Origin of the sequence: Granulicoccus phenolivorans DSM 17626 = NBRC 107789 = JCM 15570 (assembly GCF_000423085.1) — a bacterium.
Classification (GTDB): Bacteria; Actinomycetota; Actinomycetes; order Propionibacteriales; family Propionibacteriaceae; genus Granulicoccus; species Granulicoccus phenolivorans.
The window spans coordinates 43,181-60,997 of sequence record NZ_AUHH01000025.1 but is presented as its reverse complement, the minus strand read 5'-3'; the positions used below and the strand labels follow the sequence as shown (position 1 = coordinate 60,997).

Genomic DNA, 17,817 nt, shown 5'->3' with positions numbered 1-17,817 from the left:
GCCTGCGTCATCGCGGAGATGCCGCCGGGGGCCCTCGCGGGCGATCCAGCGTCGGTCGGGTGATCCAGCTTCGCTCTGGTGCACCCGGCTTCGGGGCGCCCCGACGCTGCCCACCCCAGGGTGACGCTCGATGCCCTCGCTGACGCTGGGTATCGGGTGGGGAATGCTCGAGGATGTGTGCCTGGCGGCGGGGGTGTGCCGTCGAGCCTGGAGCTGGTGTCGACGGCGGTTGAGGAGTAGACAGTAACGCCGCCGAAACTGACCAGTTTTCAAGCGCCGTCGACAGCTGGCGTCGATCGGGTCATTCAGCGTCGATCGGGTGATCCAGCGTCGCTCTGGTGCACCCGGCTTCTGGGCGCCCCGACGCTGCCCGCCCCAGGGTGACGCTCGATGCCCCAGGGTGGCGCTCGATGCCCCCGGCCGACGCCCGGTCCGTGCGGGGAGGGGCAATCGCCCGAAACTTTTCGGGGATCCGGCCGCTCGAACCCGGGCAGTTGACTTTTTGTCGGAGGGGGCGCCTATCATTGAAAATGTTCGAACACGTGTTCGATGAACGCGTGGTTGTTCGATCGATTCGAATCGCTCGGTGCTGCAGGGAACTTGGGGAAGGTCTCGGCGGTCGCCTCGGAAGTCGCGAGCCGGGGTGCGACTGATTCGCTCGGTCCGAACAGTCGAACGAAGGGCCGGCTCCGGTCCGGACGGATCTCGACCCCCGTCCGGACCGGAGCTCCCCGGGTCGAAACACAAGTGAGTGACGTGTCGACCCAGGGGAAGGGGCCAGCCGCCGTGCGGATCTATCAGCAGCCGATCGAGGTTCATCTCGGGCTGGTCAGTACCGGCCAGCCGCTCACCGCCGACCCGGCCACCACCCCCGACCCGACCCGCACCCCGCCCGGCCGGAGGAACGCCGGTAACCGCCCGCACGCCCACCCCGACCACCCGGATCACGCTTCGGCAGGGCTCGATCATGCTTCGGCAGGGCTCGATCATGCTTCGGCAGGGCTCGATCATGCTTCGGCAGGGCTCGATCACGCTTCGGCAGGACTCGATCACGCTTCGGCAGGGCTCGACCACGTTTCGGCAGGGCTCGACCACGTTTCGGCATGGCCCGACCACACCTCGGCAGGAACCGCGGAACCCACCGGAACCCTCGCCGAGGAACACACCCGGATCGAAGGTCCCGCCCGCTTCACCTGGCACCGCCGGGTCTGGGTCGTGCGTACCATCCTGACCCGCTGGGTGCAGACCGCGCCCTGGTGGGATTCACCGGCGGCGCAGGCCGTACGCAGCGCCGGTATCGAACCCGACCCGGACGCCGACGTGCTCGGCGAACAGGAGATCTGGCGGGTGCTCGCCTCCGACGGGCGCGAATCCGGCGTCTTCGAACTGCTGCACGACCCGGCCGAGCACACCTGGCAGCTGGCCAAGGTGGTGGACTGAATGGCCGACCCGTTCGTGCACCTCCGCGTGGCCTCGGGATACTCCCTCAAACACGGCGCGGCCACCCCGGCCGATCTGGTCACCCGCGCCGCCGACTTCGAGATGGACACCCTCGCCCTGACCGACCGCGACGGGCTCTACGGCGCCATTCGCTTCGCCAAGGCCTGCCAGCAGTCCGGGGTCGCTCCGGTCCTCGGGGTCGACCTGGCCCTGCCCCGGGAGTACCCCGGCGCCAATCGCCGCGCCCCCGCCACTGCCGATGATCTGCGCCTGCTCCAGGCCCAGGTGCAGACCTCCGCCGACCGCGATCTCGGGCTGCCCCGGGTCGTCCTGCTCGCCCGCTCCCGCGCCGGTTGGGCCGCCCTGTGCCGACTGGTCACCGCCAGCCATCAGGCCGGGCAGCGGGGCGCCCCGATTCTCGACCTGCCCACCCTGCTGAAGTACGCCGCGACCGGGGAACTGGTGCTGCTGCTCGGCCCCGACTCCGAGTTCGGCGAGCTCGTCGCCACCGACCGGCGTACCGAGGCCACCGCCTGCCTGGACCGCTGGCGCACCCGGCTGCCCGGCGACCAGCTCGTGGTCGCGGTCGCCGACCACCAGATCGCCGCCACGGCCGGGCGTACCGGCACGCGTCACCGGGCACCGCAGCGGTACGCGACCGGGTCGCTGGAACAGGCCGCCCGGATGCTGTCCCTGGCCGACGCCGCCGGCACCACCGTGGTGCTGACCAACCAGGTCCGGATGGTCGACCGGGAGCAGGCCATGGTCACCGATGTGCTCGACTGTGCCCGCCGGCTGGTCCCGCTCAGCAGCCGCAACGTCGATCGGCGCAACGCCGAGGCGTACCTGAAATCGGGCAAACAGATGCTCGAGCTGGCCCACCTGGTCGCCCAGCGCGGCGGGCGGGGTCCCGGCGGGGCCGAACGGCTGCTCGCCGAGACCCGCAACCTGGCCATCGGTTGTCGGCTGGATCCGCGGGCCGATCTGGGCCTGGGGGAGATCCACCTGCCCGAACTCGATGTCCTCACCGATGATCCCCGGCCGGCCGCCGCGGTGCTCGCCGAACGCTGTGCCGCCGGGCTGCACCGCCGCTACGGCACCCCCGACCGGGCCGCCCGGGATCGGCTGGAGCAGGAACTCGAGGTGATCGGCGGGCTCGGCTTCGAGACCTACTTCCTGACCGTCGCCGATGTCGTGGAGACCGTCCGTGGGATGGGGATCCGCTGTGCCGCCCGGGGGTCGGGGGCGGGGTCCCTGGTCAACTTCGCCCTCGGCATCTCCGGGGTCGATCCGATGCGCTACGGGCTGCTCATGGAACGGTTCTGCTCCCCGCTGCGGCGGGCCCTGCCCGACATCGACCTCGACGTCGAATCCGCCCGCCGGCCCGAGATCTACGAGCGCATCCTGGCCGACTTCGGCACCGAGCGGGTGACCTGCGTGGCGATGCTGGAGACCTACCGGGTCCGCCATGCCGTTCGCGATGTCGGGGCCGCGCTCAGCCTGCCGCCCTCGGAGATCGATGCCATCGCCAAGGCGTTCCCGCACATCCGCGCCCGCGATGCCCGGGCCGCGCTGCGCGACCTGCCCGAACTGCAGGCCGCCGGCCTCACTGAACGCCGTTTCGATCTGATGTTCTCCCTGGTCGAGCAATTGGACGGGCTGCCCCGCCACGTCGCGCTGCACCCGTGCGGGGTATTGCTGTCCGATGCCACCCTCGGCGACCGGACCCCGATCGAGTACAGCTTCGGCGGCTTCCCGATGAGTCAGTTCGACAAGGACGATGTCGAGGACATCGGCCTGCTCAAACTCGACGTCCTCGGCATCCGGATGCAGTCGGCGATGCAGCACGCGGTCAGCGAGGTGGCCCGGGTCACCGGCGTACAGATCGACCTGGACGCCCTGGCCGACCCCGACCCGGACGGGAACCAGTTCACCGATCCGCCGACCTACGAACTGATCCGCTCCACCCACACCCTCGGCTGCTTCCAGATCGAATCGCCCGGCCAGCGCGAACTGGTCGGCAAGCTGCAGCCGCGGACCTTCAACGACATCGTGATCGACATCTCCCTGTTCCGGCCGGGTCCGGTCAAGTCCGACATGGTCGTCCCGTTCCTGAACGCCCGACACGGCTGGGCCGACCCGCAGTACCTGCATCCGGACCTGAAGCCACACCTGGCCGAGACCGGGGGAGTGGTCGTCTTCCACGAGCAGGTGATCCGCACCATTGCGGTGTTCACCGGCTGCACCCTGGCCCAGGCCGACGAGGTACGCCGGGCGCTGGGCGTACGCGACCTGCAGGGGGAAGTGAAGGAATGGTTCTACCCCCTCGCCCGGGCCCGCGGCTATTCCGCGGAGGTCATCGACAAAGTCTGGTTCGTGCTCGAATCCTTCGCCTCCTTCGGCTTCTGCAAGGCCCACGCGGCCGCCTTCGCGCTGCCCACCTACCAGTCGGCCTGGCTGAAGGCCCACCATCCCGCCGCCTTCCTGGCCGGGGTGCTCACCCACGATCCGGGGATGTACCCCAAGCGGCTCATCCTGGAGGAGGTACGTCGGATGGGGATCCGGGTCCTCGGCCTGGACGTCAACGAGTCCGGCGCCGAGTACCGCATCGTCCACCTCGGCCCCGAGCCGGCACCGCCGGGCCACCCCCTCTCCGCGGCGGATCAGTCCGGCATCCCCGAGCCGGATCGGCTCGATGTCCCCGCGGTGGATCAGTCCGGCCGGGACCGGCCGGAACACTGGGGAGTACGCATCCCGGTCGCCGAAGTGAAGGGGATCGACGAGGCCGAGGTGGCCCGCATCGTCGCCGGTCAGCCCTACCGATCGCTGCCCGACTTCTGGAATCGGGCCCGGGTCAGCGAACCGGTCACCGAGCGGATCATCCTGGCCGGCGGCTTCGACGCGATCCATCGGATCGGGCGGGCCACCGGGGTACCCCGGCGTGGTCAGCTCACCCGGCGCGATCTGCTGCTGCACCTGGCCGACCTGCGGCACCACGAACCGGCCGCGGGGATGCGGGCCCGCGGCCTGCGCCTGAAGCGCTCCGGTCCCCATCGCTGGGAGACTCCCGATGACCGCAGCCCCGATGACCGCAGCCCGAACGACTCCGGCCCCGGCACCGCCGCGTCCCCGCACCGGGTCACCCAGCCGGCGGTGCAGTTGCCGCTGGACCTGGGCCAGACCCTGGAACCCGAAGCCTCCGGCCTGCCCGAGATGACCGATGCCGAACGGGTCCGGGCCGAACTGGAGGTGCTCGGCCTGGATGCCAGCCGCCATGTGGTCGACTTCTATCGGCCGCTGCTGGACGCGCTGCGGATCACCCGCGCGGTCGACCTGCTGCAGACCCGCCGGCGCTCCGGGATTCTGGTCGCCGGGGTCAAGGTCGCCACCCAGACCCCACCGGTCCGCTCCGGGCGCCGGGTCGTCTTCCTCACCCTCGACGACACCACCGGCCCGGTCGATGCGACCTTCTTCGAGGACGCCCAGGGCCCCTACGCCCGGACCCTGTTCGGATCCTGGCTGCTCCTGGTCCGCGGCGACCTGCGCCGCACCGGCGCCCGCGGCGTCTCCCTGCGGGCCACCGGCTGCTGGGATCTGGCCGCCCTGTACGCCACCTGGCAGGCCCGACTCGAGGCCGGCGACAGCTACGACCGGGCGCTGGCCGCGGTGTACGCCGAGATCGACCGGGTCCCCGAGGGCTTCGCCCCGCCCGGCCACCGCGTCCTGGTCCACCCCAGCGGGTTCACCCAATCCGCGTACGCCGACATCAAACCCGCCGGGGGCACCGCCGGCGAGGCGCCCCGCAAGCTGTGGCACTCCAGCCCCGGCAGTTCCGGCCACTGATCCACCACCCGCACCACCCACTCCGTCCCCGTACACCCAGGAAGGTAGGCTCATGAAGAACACGATCGAGATATCAGGCAGCCCCGGCGATCCACTCTCGACCGGGCGTGTCGGCAGTGCCGGCAGCGAGGAGGACCCCATGGCGAGCAATGTCCGAGGCAGCGTGATCCGCGGCAGCGTGGCCAGCCGGAACGCACGCCGATCGGTGTCCCAGCGCCACCTCATCCACCTGCTCACCGAGCAGATCACCGCCCTCGGGGAAGACCTGGTCATCGTCGATCTCGGCGGCGGCACCGGCGGGGTGGCCTCCACCCTGGCCGCGGCCGGGCACCAGGTGACCGTCGTCGATCCCAGCCCCGATGCGCTCGCCAACACCCAGCGCCGGGCCGCCGAGATCGGGCTGTCCGACCGGGTCCGGGCGATCCAGGGCGATTCGGACAATCTGGCCAACCTGATCGAACCCGATTCGGTCGATGTGGTGCTGTGCCATCAGGTCCTGCAGACCGTCACCGGGACCAGCCACGTGCTCGAGGTGATCAGCCAGGTGCTCAGCCCCGGCGGCATGCTCAGCCTGCTGATCCAACAGCGCTATCCGCGAGTCCTCAAGGCGGCGATGGCCGGCGATTTCGCCGGGGCGACCGACCTGCTGGAGAACACCGATCTGCTCGACGGTGCCAACCTCGTCCCGCTGGTCAAGGAGGCCGGATTCCTGGTCGCCGCGACCCACGGCATCGGGGTGCTGGCCGACTGGGTGCCCCAGGCCGAGCTCGAGGGGCGCAGCGATGAGCTCCTGGCGCTGGAGTCCCGGGCCTCGGAATACAGCGAGTACGCCGCGGTCGCGCCGCGGCTGCACCTGTGCGCGCACTGGAAGTAGGCGTGTCCGGCCCACCGCAACCCCGTCCGCCCGCCCGACCGGCGCGCAACGCTTCCCGGGACACCCGGATCTTCGTGCCGCACGGCACCCGGTTCGCCCTGCCCGAGGAGGGCCCACGGGTGCCGACGATCCTGCACGTCGACATGGATGCCTTCTACGCCTCGGTGACGCTGCGGAATCATCCCGAACTGCGCGACCAACCCTTTCTGGTCGGCGGAGCCGGTCGGGGAGTCGTGCTCTCGGCCAACTACGCCGCCCGGAGTTTCGGGATCAGCGGTGGGATGCCGATGACCCGCGCCCGCCGGCTGTGCCCGAAAGCGGTGATCCTGCCGCCGGACTACGACGCGTACGCCGAAACCTCCGAGGGCGTGGTGGAACTGTTGCGTACCTTCACCCCGACCGTCGAGGTGGCCTCCATCGACGAGGCCTTCCTCGATCTGACCGGGGCCCTCGGCGACCGCGGTGCGGCCGCGATCGGGGAACAGATCCGCGCCATGGTCGCCGACGAGCAGGGCATTCCCTGCTCGGTCGGGATCGGCCCGACCAAGTTCGTGGCCAAGCTGGCCTCCAACGCCGCGAAACCCGACGGGCTGCGCGAGGTCGCCCCCGACGGTGTCGTCGCCTTCCTGCATCCCCTGCCGGTCGAGGCGATGTGGGGAGTGGGGGAGTCCACCGCGACCGCCCTGCACCGACTCGGTCTGCACACCGTCAGCGATCTGGCCCATGTCCCGGTCGACACCCTGCGCCGGGTCTTCGGGCCCCGGCAGGGGCAGGTGCTCAGCGATCTGGCCTGGGGCCGCGATCCGCGCCCGGTGATCAACCATGTGCCCGAGCGCAGCATCGGGTCGGAGGAGACCTTCGGGCGCGATACCGACGATCCTGACGCGGTCCGCCGGGAACTGCTGCGGATGTCGGAACGCACGACCTCCCGGCTCCGCGAGGCCGGTCTGTACGCCCGGACGGTGACCCTGATCATCCGCTTCGCGAACTTCTCCCAGGTCACCCGCTCGGCGACCCTGGCCGGACCGACCGACATCACCGAGGAGGTGTACGACCGGGTCAGCGACCTGTGGCAGAAGCTGGCCCTGTCCCGGCCCCGGATCCGCAAGGTCGGGGTACGCCTGAGCGGATTGCTGGAGCCCGAACGGGTCTACCGGCAACCCCGACTGACCGAGCCGGACCGGGGCTGGCAGGAGGCGGATCGGGCCATCGACGCCGTGGTGCGCAAGTTCGGTCCCCGTGCGGTGCAACGCGCGGTGCTGACCCGCACCGAGCACCGGCCCCGGAGCGGATCAGCAGAAACCGGGGGACGGGATCATGCCCCCACGACACGCCGCGACGGGTAGACTTTGGGTACGATTCATCTGGAGGACGCGGTAGCACGATGACCTGTCAGACTCAGGGCATCCGAATACCGTTCGCGGTCGGTTCGGGAAACAAATCCCGGATCCGAATCGTTCTCCAGTTGGTCAGACTTTTTGCTCACCGGGTCCCGGCCCGGTGAACCTGCCCGGACAAGCACGCCAGATCCTCGGCGGCCTGAACATGACAATGGAGGTGCGACCGTGGCGCTTTCGAATGAGGAGCAGAAGCTCCTCGACCAGATGGAGGCCGCCCTCGCGGCCGAAGACCCCAAACTCGCCAATACCCTTCGTGGTAGCCAGGGGGGTCGGGTCCTGCACCGCAAGCGAGCCGCCCTCGCGGGTCTGGGGTTCGTAGTCGGTGCCGTGGCGCTGATCGCCGGGATGCAGATCCACTGGGTGCTCAGTGTGGTCGGCTTCGTGATCATGCTGGTGTCCACCGTCGTGGCGCTCACCTCGTTCCGCCGGGCCGATTCGGGCTCGACCCCGCGTACGGGCAAAACCAAGGCCAATGCCAACACCGGCTTCATGGACAAGATGGAAGAGCGCTGGCGCCGTCGGCAGGGCGAGGAGAACTGACCCCACCCACTCCTCGGCCCCGCCACAACCGTCACCCCTGCGGTGACGGTTGTTCTGTTTTCCGGCCCCGCAACCCCTGAACGTGAACCGCCCCGCCGATCGGGAAACGAATCACCGATCGACGGGGCGGGCCGAACCTGCCGGGGGACCCGCTAGGACTCCCGGACGAACAGCGAGCGGGGCATCACCGTGGCCAGGATCCGCTGACTGCGATCCTGGTTCGCCGCCAGGCCGTGTCGAATCTCACCGACGATCGCGGCCAGATCGGCACTGATGGTGTGGCTGCGGGCGAAACGCTCCCGCTCGACCATCAGCGACAGCGTGGTCGCCGCCTTCGCGGCCGTCCCGTTCAGATCGTGCGCCAGATGCGCACCGACCACCCGGGGCGAACCGACCGGCCAGTTCTCACCCAGGTCGACCACCGAGTCGCGTACCTCCCGCCAGGCGTTCTCCACCCGGTCATCGGGATCCCCGACGGCCTCCAGCCGGGAGTTGCGCCGCGCCATCCGGACGAACATCGGGGTGACCAGCAGGCCGAGGATGATCGCCAGACCGGCGGCGGTGGCCAGGATCCGCGCCCACGGCGCGTTGCTGACCTCGGGGCCGGCGGGCGGTGGGGCCGGGGTCTCCGACGCCGGGGCCTGCGGGGTCGGTTCGCCCTGCGCCGACGGGTTCGAGCTCGGGGTCGGCGCCCCGGACTGCGGCGGGGCCTCCCCGCGTACGCTCCACGCCGGGGCGGCGAAGGCCGGAGTCGGCTCGAACCGCACCCAGCCATAACCCTCGAAGTACAGCTCCGGCCAGGCATGCATGTCCCGGATCGACACGTTCCAGGTCTTGCCCGAGGCTTCCCCCGGCAGGAACCCGACCGCCACCCGCGACGGAATTCCGACCACCCGCGCCATCAGCGCCATCGAGGCGGCGAACTGCTCGCAGTAGCCCTTCTTGTCGGTGAACAGGAAGTTCTGCAGCGCCTGATACCCCGAGCCGGGCAGCGGCTCGGTGGAGTAGGTGAAGGTGTTGGAGCGCAGGTACTCCTGGATCGCCGCCGCCTTGAGCGCCGGGGTCTGCTGATCGGCGGTGATCTTCACCGCCAGGTCGACGATGTCGTTCGGGATATCGGCCGGCATCGGGGCGGTCAACTGCGCATCCGGCGGGTGACCGGCCGCTGCCTGGGACAGGCCGGCTCCGTCGGGACGGATGTCGACGCTGTCGACGCTGTAGCTCAGGTTCCGGGTCGCATCCTGGCGGTTCGACGCGGTCGACAGCACCATCAGCGACTCCCGGTCCCAGGCCCACTGGCCCGGCGCGTTGAACGACGTCGGCGCGTAGGGCAGCGGGAGATACTCCGACCGGAAGTCCTTGATCTCCACCTGGGTCTTGCGGGTCACATCACCGGGCCGGGCCTGGTAGCCGGCCGCCGGCGGCAGGTTGTTGCCCGAGTTGAGCTGCATCCCGGTCAGCTGCCAGCCGTTCTGGTTGATCACCGGCAGCGACGCCATCCGCAGGTACGCGCCACTGGGCTGATCGGTGGTGTAGCTCAGCACCAGCCGATTCTCCGGCTGGTTCAGGTTGCGGCGCAGATCCAGGGTCGGGTCGGTCAGCTGGAGCGGCCCGTCGTTGCCCTTGGGCTTGCTCAGGCCCCAGCCGTCGGAGTTGAGCGTCGGGGTGATCATGCCGAGCACGAAGGTGAAGATCAGCGCGGGGATCCCGACCGTCGTGGCCAGGATCCGGATCATCGCGCCACCGCGGCGCTCCGAGCTGCTCCGCCGGATCCGCCGCGGCCACAGATCGGTCAGGCTGATCCCCTCGGCCATCAGGATGACCAGGTAGCCCACCGCGACCGCCGCGAAGTACCAGAAGTTGATGTCGTCGCGCAGGCCGAGGGCCGGGACCAGGAACAGGGTGACCAGCGGAGCAATCGCCCACACCGGCCGTTCGATCGCCTGGACCATCACATCGGTCAGCAGCATCACCACCGCGACCGCGGTCACCAGCAACAGCGTCACACCCGGATTCGGCGGCAGCGGGGCCGCCTGGCTGCGCAGGAAGTCGGTGGCCTCGGTGTAGTGACCGAGGAAGTTGCTGAAGATGTTCCCGTCGCCACCGAAGGTGCCGGAGACCAGGAACAGGAACACCGCGGTGAACACCGCCTGGATCAGCAGCACGAGTCCCGAATCCAGCCGGAAGCGGCGCAGGATCAGCGAGATCACCCCGAGGGCAACCACCAGGATCGAGGAGAACACCAGATAACTGCGGTCGGTGGTCAGGGGCAGCAGGGTCACCGAGGCCAACAGCACCGCAATGATGACCGCCAACGAAAGGCGGTCACTGGTTCTGAGCCGCAAGCTCATCAGACTCGTTCTCCCATCCGTTCCAGCGACGTCCACACGTCCGGGGCGTGCAGCCCCCGGCGGACCTCGCTGATCCGCCAGTGATGGCTGCGCAGCAGCTCCACCGCGGCGTCATGTTCACTGCGGGCCTCGACCGAGATCCGATCGGCCGGCGCGGTGAAGCTGTCCACATCCAGGACCACCAGCATCGCCTGCGCCCGGTTGCGGCGGCTGCGCAGCAACAGTTCGGCATCCGGCACCGTCATCCGGCCCATCACGGCCAGGATCAACTGTCCGTTCTGTCCGTTCAGCGCACCCTTGAGTTCGCCGGACACCTCGGTGTCGGGCACTTCCACCACATCGGTGTAGGCCAGCAGCAGATGGTCGGCGGTGATCTGCCGGCTGATCAGCCCGGGAATCATCGGACCACGGATGTCGTAGATGTCGACGTCGTAGCCGTCGCCCTGGAAATGCAGCGCCACCGAGGCGGCGATCGACACCGCCTCCTCGAAGGAGGACTCCGGGCCGTAGCCGGCGTGCCGGGACGCGCGGTTGTCCAGCACCAGGGTCATGCTCGGATCCCAGGCCTGCTCCTCGCGACGCACCATCAGTTCACCGCGGCGGGCGGTCGAGCGCCAGTGCACCCGGCGTACGTCATCACCCTCGCGGTATTCGCGAATCAGCACATCGTCCTGGCCGACCGCGCCCAGCCGCTGCGGACGGGTCTCGCCGGAGGCGCCGCCGCCGCCGACATTGCGCATCATCCCGAGCTTGTGCACCTTCGGGGTCACCAACAGCTCGGAGGTGGCACTGAACTGGCGGTCGAACTGGACCAGGCCGAACGCGTCGGTGCTGCGGACCAGCAGGGGGCCGATGCTGAACCGACCCCGCTGATGTCCGGTCAGCGGGTAGGAGATCCGGCGCTGCCAGGCGCCCAGACCCTTGGTCACGGTGAAGCGGGGGCGAGCCCCCAGGGCCTGGGGCAGATGGTCCTCGAACAGCAGCAGGCCGGTCGGGATCCGGCTGGCCTGCTTGTCCAGGACGAGCACTTCCTCGACCTGGTCGCCGATCTCGATCCGGTCGTGATCGCTGCTGCGCTCACAGGTCAGCTGCAGCCGGGTGCTCCCGATCAGCAGGACCGCGATGATCGGCAGCAGGATGAACAGCCAGCCGAGCCACAGCACATCGCGCTGACCCAGCAGCATCGAGGCGATGAGGACGGCCAGGCCCACGATCAGGAACAGCTTGCCGCGACCGGTGAGCAGATTCCACGGGTTGCGCTTCAAGGGCTACTTCCGATCCGGAACCGGGACCGAACGGACGCAGGAGTCGATGATTTCGGTCACGTCGTTGGGGTTGGTGCTGGTCATCACCGGCAGTACGCGGTGGGCCAGCACCGGTCCGGCCAGGAAGGCGACGTCATCGGGATTCACGTAGTCGCGACCCTGCATCGCGGCGTACGCCCGGGAGGCGCGCAGCAACTGCAGCGAGGCACGCGGTGAGGCACCCAGCCGCAACTGCTTGTTCTCCCGGGTCGAGGTGATCAGGTCGACCAGGTACTCCCGGATCGGGGGAGCGACATAGACCTCCTTGACCGCCTCAATCAGGGTCATGATGGTGTCGGCGTCGGTCACCGGCTGGAGGGAGTCCAGCGGGTTGCGGGCCCCGTGATGCTCGAGCATGTCCAGCTCGGCGCTGCGGGCCGGGTAGCCCATCTCGATGCGGCACATGAACCGGTCGCGCTGCGCCTCGGGCAGCGGATAGGTGCCTTCCATCTCGATCGGGTTCTGGGTGGCGACCACCATGAACGGCAGTTCCAGCCCGTAGGTGGTGCCGTCGACCGACACCTGGCGCTCGGCCATCGCCTCGAGCAGCGCGGACTGGGTCTTCGGCGAGGCGCGGTTGATCTCGTCACCCACGACGATGTTGGCGAAGATGCCGCCCGGCTTGAACTCGAACTCCCGACGCTCCTGGTTGTACACCGAGACACCGGTGATGTCGGAGGGCATCAGGTCGGGGGTGAACTGCAGCCGGCGGACCGAGGCCGAGATCGAGCGGCCGATCGCGCGGGCCAGCATCGTCTTGCCGACCCCGGGCTTGTCCTCCAGCAGCAGGTGGCCCTCGGCCAGCAGCACGACCAGGGCAATCTCGATCGCCGAGCGTTTGCCCTCGATCACCTGCTCAATGGCCGCGCGGACCTGAGCGGTGACCCGGGCCACGTCCTCCACGGTCGCGGTACGCGGAATCGGTCCCATACCGCGGCGACCACCGAACGTGGTCTCTGTCGGATTGGCGTCCAGGTAACCCTGGCCGTACGTGGAGCTCACGTGCTTCCTCCATCAACATCCAGCAACAACAACACTCCGAGCGACGGGCGCTCACAGCCACTTCAGCTCCGCCGCCCGAAGGCTCGAAGCATGGGTTCTCCAACGGCGCCATCGGATTCGTGCCGATGCCGCGCGGCGAGGGATTCAGATGATCGGTTCCGCGCAGATGCCCGGACTGGTCGATCTGCCCGGAACACCACCTTACGCGTTCCCGCGATCGGTGCAGAAGGCCCGCCGCAACAAACTCGACCGGTCCGTCCGCCTTCGGAGATCCCGCACCGATTCTGCCGATTCGTGATCAAAACGCAACACGCGGACGCCAGCACCGGCCCAAATGATGGAGGAAGTGGAGCGAGGTGGAGTAGGGTGGAGCGCAGTGGAGCGGATCGGTGCGATTCGGAGCTAAGGGAGGTGGCCCTGAACCATGTTTTTGGGGACCCATCACCCGAAGCTCGACGAAAAGGGCCGGTTCTTCCTTCCGGCGAAGTTCCGTGAGGAGTTCGCGGACGGGTTGGTTATCAGTCGTGGTCAGGACCACTGTCTGGCGATCTACCGGGAAGCGGACTTCGTGGCCATGGCCAGCAGGATTTCGGGGTCCTCGACCAACCGGGCGGTTCGCAACTACCAGCGCATGCTGGCCGCGGGCGCCTCGGCGGAGACCCCGGACAAGCAGGGCAGGCTCACGATCAACCCGGCGTTGCGCAAGTACGCCGGGCTGGAGACCGACATCGTCGTGGTCGGCGCGATCGACCGCGTGGAGGTCTGGGACGCCGCCACCTGGGAGGAGTACTCCGCTGCGCAGGAAGAGGAGTTTGCCGAAATGAACGAGGAGTTCGCCGCCGGCGAGTAGGCCGGGGGCGAGCGTCGGGACAGTCCGTCCCGCGAGGTTTCGGCCCGAGACACGAGCGTCCTGGCGCACCTTCCCCGGTGCCAGGCCGCACTTCCCACCGTGTTTCGGGTCGAAACCTGACGGGACGGGCACCGCACGGACCGGCGCATCCCAACGACCGCAAGCAGAGCCCGGGTCGGGCAGGGCAGGAGGGCTCATGGGTGAGATTCACACCCCGGTGATGCTGGAGCGCATCGTCGAACTGCTGGCCCCGGCGCTGGCCGAACCCGGTGCCGTGTGCATCGACTGCACGCTGGGTCTGGGGGGGCACACCGAAGCAATCCTGCGGGCCTGTCCCGAGGCCACCGTGATCGGCATCGACCGCGATCCCAACGCCCTGCGACTGGCCGCCGAGCGGCTGCGGCCCTTCGGCGTACGCCTGCTCCCGCCGCTGGCGAGCACCGTGGCCGGGGATGCTCCACTTCCCTCCCCGCCGGACGCTCCACTTTCCTCCCCGGGAACCGCTCCACTTTCCTCCCCGGACCCGGCCCGGGCCCGATTCATCGGGGTGCGCGCGGTCTACGACCAGATCCCCGAGATCGTCGCGGCCGCCGGACTGACCGGGGTGCAGGCGGTCCTGATGGACCTGGGCCTGTCCTCCTTGCAGATCGACCGGACCGAGCGCGGCTTCGCGTACGCCACCGACGCGCCGCTGGACATGCGGATGGATCCCGATCAGGCCCTCACCGCCGCCGACATTGTCAATACTTATGCGGCCCCCGAGCTGACCCGGATCCTGTCCCGCTACGGGGAGGAACGTTTCTCCCAGCGGATCGCCCAGCGCATCGTCGCGGCTCGGGAGCAGGAACCGTTCACCGACTCCGCGCGCCTGGTCGAGGTGATCGCCGGCGCCATCCCGGCCGCCGCCCGGCACACCGGGGGACACCCGGCCAAGCGGACCTTCCAGGCCCTGCGGATCGAGGTGAACCGGGAACTGGAGGCGCTCGAACGGGCGGTGCCGGCCGCGCTGGCCGCGCTCACCCTCGGGGGCCGGATCGCCGTGCTGGCGTACCACTCGCTGGAGGATCGCCTGGTCAAGCAGACCCTGCGCGCGGCCGCGGAGTCGCGGGCCCCCCGGGGTCTGCCGGTGGTCCCGGCCGGGTACGGCCCGGAGTTCGAACTGCTCACCCGTGGTGCCGAGAAGCCCGGCGCCGACGAAATCGCCCACAACCCCCGCGCGGCCTCGGCCCGGCTGCGCGCCGCCGAACGGATCGAGGAGTCCCGATGAGTGTGCAGCCGGTCAGCCCCGAGGTCCGCAAAGGTCTCGACGAGCGCGCCGCGGGTCCCGCCGCCCGGTTGCAGGCGGTGCCGCCCCGGCGTACGCAATTGGCGCGGATCCCGTTCGTGCTGGTCCTCGCCGGCATTCTGGGGCTGGGGATGATGGGGGTGCTGCTGCTCAACACCACCCTGCAGGGCCAGGCCGTGGAGGCGTCCCGGCTGGAGCGGCAGGCCGGCGTGCTGTCCTACCAACAGGGCGAACTGGAGAGCCAGGTCACCCACGCGAGTTCGGTGGATGAGCTGAACCGGCGTGCGGCCAAGCTGGGCATGCGCCCCTACTGGCAGATCAACTACGTCAAACTGCCCGACGGGCAGATCATCGGCGAGGCGAAGCCGAATGACGGCCGCTACCTGCCACAGTCGGTACAACTGCCGCAGGCGGAGGTGGAGGCCAATCGTCGCAGCGACATCGTCCGGGAGGCGGAGACCCGGCGCCAGGCCGCGCAGCGTGAGGCCACCAGCGTGCAGCAGGACATTCAGCGCAAGCGTGATGCGGACCTGAAACGCCGACAGCAGGAGGCGCAGCAGGCCCAGCAGCAGAGCCAACCGAATCCGAGCCCGCAGAACCAGCAGAATCCGCAGCAGCCGGCCAACTGACCCGCGACCCGCAAGGACTGAACGATGACCAGCAGAGACCCCCGACCCGGGCGCCCCTCCTCGGATGCCAATCCGACCCGCGCCACGCGACGCGGTGACTCCGGCAGTCGGCCCGGTGCCCGCGGTGCGTCCGACCGGTCCTCGGCTTCCCGGTCCTCGGCTTCGTCCTCGGCTTCCAGGTCCACGGCGCGGTCGGGGACGGCTCGGTCCGCCTCGACCTCGGCCCGCTCCACCGGCACCCGCGCGGGCAGTGCCCGGGCGGCGAAGGATCCGGCCCGCTCGCGGCAGTCCGGCACCCGGCCGGCGTCCCGGTCCTCCGCCGGCGCCTCCGGGCGTACGCCGGGCTCCCGCACCACCCGCGCCACCGGCAATACCCGCACGACCCGCAACACCGACCGACGTCCGACCACCCGGCGTCCGGCCGGCGGACGTCGTCCCGCCGCTCCCGCGCCCCGACCGTCGCTGCTGGGCGCGATCGGCACGAAGGCCGCTGCCGCCCGGGCCCGCCGCCGGGCCCGCGGACCGGTGCGCTGGGGCCTGGGCAACGGTGCGCTCCGGCTGCGCATCGTGCTGGTGGTACTCGCGGTCGCGGTGGCCGCCTCGGGCGTCCGGCTGATCCAGTTGCAGGGCTTCGATGCCAATTCCTACGCCGCGGCCGCCGAACGCCAGCTCACCCGGAAGGTTCCGCTGCCGGCGATGCGGGGCACGATCACCGACCGCAACGGCACCGCCCTGGCGATCAGCGAGGCGGCGGTGGCGATCACCTGCGACCCGAGCCTGACCACGCCGAAGGCGGACCAGATCGCCGACCTGATGGTCAACTACATCGGCGGCCAGCGCGATGACTACCTGCCGGCGCTGACCAAGCCCAACACGAAGTTCGCCTACGTCGCCAAGAAGATCCCGGCCGCCCAGTTCCAGCGGCTGGCCGACGAACTCAGCCGGCTGGGCATCTACGGCGTGTTCCGGGAATCCGACCCGCTACGCTACTACCCCGAGGGCGACACCGCCGCCGGCGTGGTGGGCTTCCTGAACTCCGAGAACCGCGGCGCCGGGGGACTGGAGTACGCCCATGAGAAGGAACTCGCCGGCCAGGCGGGCAGCGAGGTCTTCGAGTCCTCCCCGGCCGGCCTGCGGATCCCGCTCGGCTCCAACGTGCTGACCCCGGCCACCAACGGGACGAACTACCAGCTCACCATCGACGCCGAACTGCAGGCCACCGCCGAGGAACTGATGAAGCGGCAGCAGCAGGACATCGGAGCCGAATCGGGCACCCTGGTCACGATGAACGTCAAGACCGGCGAGATCCTGGCGATGGTCAACACCCCCTCCTTCGACGCGAACCGGACCGCCGCCGCGCAGGCGCAGGACCTGGGCAACCGTGCGGTCACCCAGACCTATGAACCCGGGTCGGTGCAGAAGATCCTGACCATGGCCGCGCTGATCGACGGCGGGACGATGACCCCCGACACCCGGCTGGTGCTGCCGCCCTCGATCGAATCCGGCGGGGGCAAGGTCACCGACGTGTGGCAACACGGCTACACCAATGCCACCGCGACCGGGGTGATGGTGCACTCCTCCAACATCGGCACGATCATGCTGGCCAGGCAGATGGAGAAGGAGAAGTACCGCCAGTACCTCTACAACTTCGGGATCGGTCGCCCGACCGGGATCGAGTTGCCCGGTGAGGGGGCCGGCTACCTGCCCGGCGCCGACATGTCCGACGCGGCCCGGGATCAGATCTCCTTCGGGCAGGGCTTCTCGACGTCGGCGGTGCAGATGACCGCCGCGGTGGCCGGGATCCTCAACGGCGGGGTCTACAACCAGCCGACGATCATCCGGGGCGCCACCGACGCGCAGGGTCACGCCATCGCCCAGCCGGCCCGGGAGAGCCGCCGGGTGGTCTCCGAGCAGACCTCCCGGCAGGTCGCCCAGATGATGGAGGCCGTGATCGGCCCCGGCGGCCCCAAGGAACTCGGGATGGAGGACTACCGCACCGGCGGCAAGACCGGCACCGCGGAGGTCTACCAGGCCGACAAGGGCAAGTACGACGGTGTGTTGACCTCCTTCGTCGGGGCGGCCCCGATCGAGGATCCGCAGATCGTGACCTACGTGATGTTCATGTATCCGAAGACGAAGTCCAACGGCGCGCACAGTGCCGGGCCGGTGTACCGCGATGTCACCCGGGCAGCCCTGAAGCGGTTCGCGGTGCAGCCCTCGACAACCACGTCGCCGAAGTATGAACTGGAGTGGTGAGCCGCCGAATGAGGTGTCGCCCTGCCCCGGGCGCGCCGGAGCG

General features: G+C 69.6%; 12 protein-coding genes. 9 read left to right on the top strand and 3 right to left on the bottom strand.

Features of this window, described 5'->3' with window-relative positions:
- The first annotated feature begins 786 nt into the window (after positions 1 to 786).
- The 5 genes from G531_RS0111330 (at position 787) to G531_RS0111310 (ending at position 8,097) form a co-directional block, all read left to right on the top strand.
- On the top strand, positions 787 to 1,440 hold the full coding sequence (locus tag G531_RS0111330) for a DUF6504 family protein (RefSeq protein ID WP_145978715.1): 654 nt from the start codon (positions 787 to 789) through the stop codon (positions 1,438 to 1,440).
- Positions 1,441 to 5,283 carry a DNA polymerase III subunit alpha gene (locus G531_RS0111325; RefSeq protein ID WP_026927345.1) on the top strand — a complete coding sequence of 1,281 codons (3,843 nt, stop codon included), beginning with the start codon at positions 1,441 to 1,443 and terminating at the stop codon, positions 5,281 to 5,283.
- Positions 5,284 to 5,422: 139 nt separating this feature from the next.
- Positions 5,423 to 6,157: a class I SAM-dependent methyltransferase gene (locus tag G531_RS22035; RefSeq protein ID WP_051215381.1), complete on the top strand. Its 735-nt coding sequence runs from the start codon at positions 5,423 to 5,425 to the stop codon at positions 6,155 to 6,157.
- Between the two features lie 2 nt (positions 6,158 to 6,159).
- Complete coding sequence (dinB, locus tag G531_RS22030) at positions 6,160 to 7,503, top strand: DNA polymerase IV (RefSeq protein WP_245630496.1); 1,344 nt, start codon at positions 6,160 to 6,162, stop codon at positions 7,501 to 7,503.
- Positions 7,504 to 7,722: 219 nt separating this feature from the next.
- The gene (locus G531_RS0111310) at positions 7,723 to 8,097 is read left to right on the top strand and encodes a DUF3040 domain-containing protein (protein WP_026927344.1); all 375 of its coding nucleotides are present in this window, start codon (positions 7,723 to 7,725) and stop codon (positions 8,095 to 8,097) included.
- A gap of 152 nt (positions 8,098 to 8,249) precedes the next feature.
- Here G531_RS0111310 and G531_RS0111305 read toward each other — a convergent pair whose 3' ends face one another.
- Genes G531_RS0111305 through G531_RS0111295 form a run of 3 tightly spaced genes read right to left on the bottom strand, consistent with a single transcriptional unit; the run spans position 8,250 to position 12,646 of the window.
- Positions 8,250 to 10,448 (bottom strand): transglutaminaseTgpA domain-containing protein, encoded by a 2,199-nt coding sequence (locus tag G531_RS0111305; RefSeq protein WP_026927343.1) that lies wholly within the window; start codon positions 10,446 to 10,448, stop codon positions 8,250 to 8,252.
- Positions 10,448 to 11,713, bottom strand: coding sequence for a DUF58 domain-containing protein (locus G531_RS22025; protein ID WP_051215376.1), 1,266 nt, complete (start codon positions 11,711 to 11,713; stop codon positions 10,448 to 10,450). Before G531_RS22025 ends, G531_RS0111305 begins: the two co-directional genes overlap by 1 nt.
- 3 nt (positions 11,714 to 11,716) lie before the next feature.
- Positions 11,717 to 12,646, bottom strand: a complete 930-nt coding sequence (locus G531_RS0111295) for an AAA family ATPase (RefSeq protein ID WP_211221832.1) — start codon at positions 12,644 to 12,646, stop codon at positions 11,717 to 11,719.
- A 532-nt stretch (positions 12,647 to 13,178) separates the two neighbouring features.
- On the opposite strand from G531_RS0111295, the gene mraZ reads away from it, so the two are divergent.
- The 4 genes from mraZ (at position 13,179) to G531_RS0111275 (ending at position 17,774) form a co-directional block, all read left to right on the top strand.
- Positions 13,179 to 13,604 carry a division/cell wall cluster transcriptional repressor MraZ gene (mraZ, locus tag G531_RS0111290; protein ID WP_026927341.1) on the top strand — a complete coding sequence of 142 codons (426 nt, stop codon included), beginning with the start codon at positions 13,179 to 13,181 and terminating at the stop codon, positions 13,602 to 13,604.
- A gap of 196 nt (positions 13,605 to 13,800) precedes the next feature.
- Positions 13,801 to 14,871, top strand: coding sequence for a 16S rRNA (cytosine(1402)-N(4))-methyltransferase RsmH (gene rsmH, locus G531_RS0111285; protein ID WP_026927340.1), 1,071 nt, complete (start codon positions 13,801 to 13,803; stop codon positions 14,869 to 14,871).
- Positions 14,868 to 15,518, top strand: coding sequence for a cell division protein FtsL (gene ftsL / locus G531_RS24635; protein ID WP_051215375.1), 651 nt, complete (start codon positions 14,868 to 14,870; stop codon positions 15,516 to 15,518). The genes rsmH and ftsL overlap by 4 nt, the downstream gene beginning before the upstream one ends.
- A 24-nt stretch (positions 15,519 to 15,542) precedes the next feature.
- On the top strand, positions 15,543 to 17,774 hold the full coding sequence (locus G531_RS0111275; protein ID WP_051215374.1) for a peptidoglycan D,D-transpeptidase FtsI family protein: 2,232 nt from the start codon (positions 15,543 to 15,545) through the stop codon (positions 17,772 to 17,774).
- Positions 17,775 to 17,817: the final 43 nt, after the last annotated feature.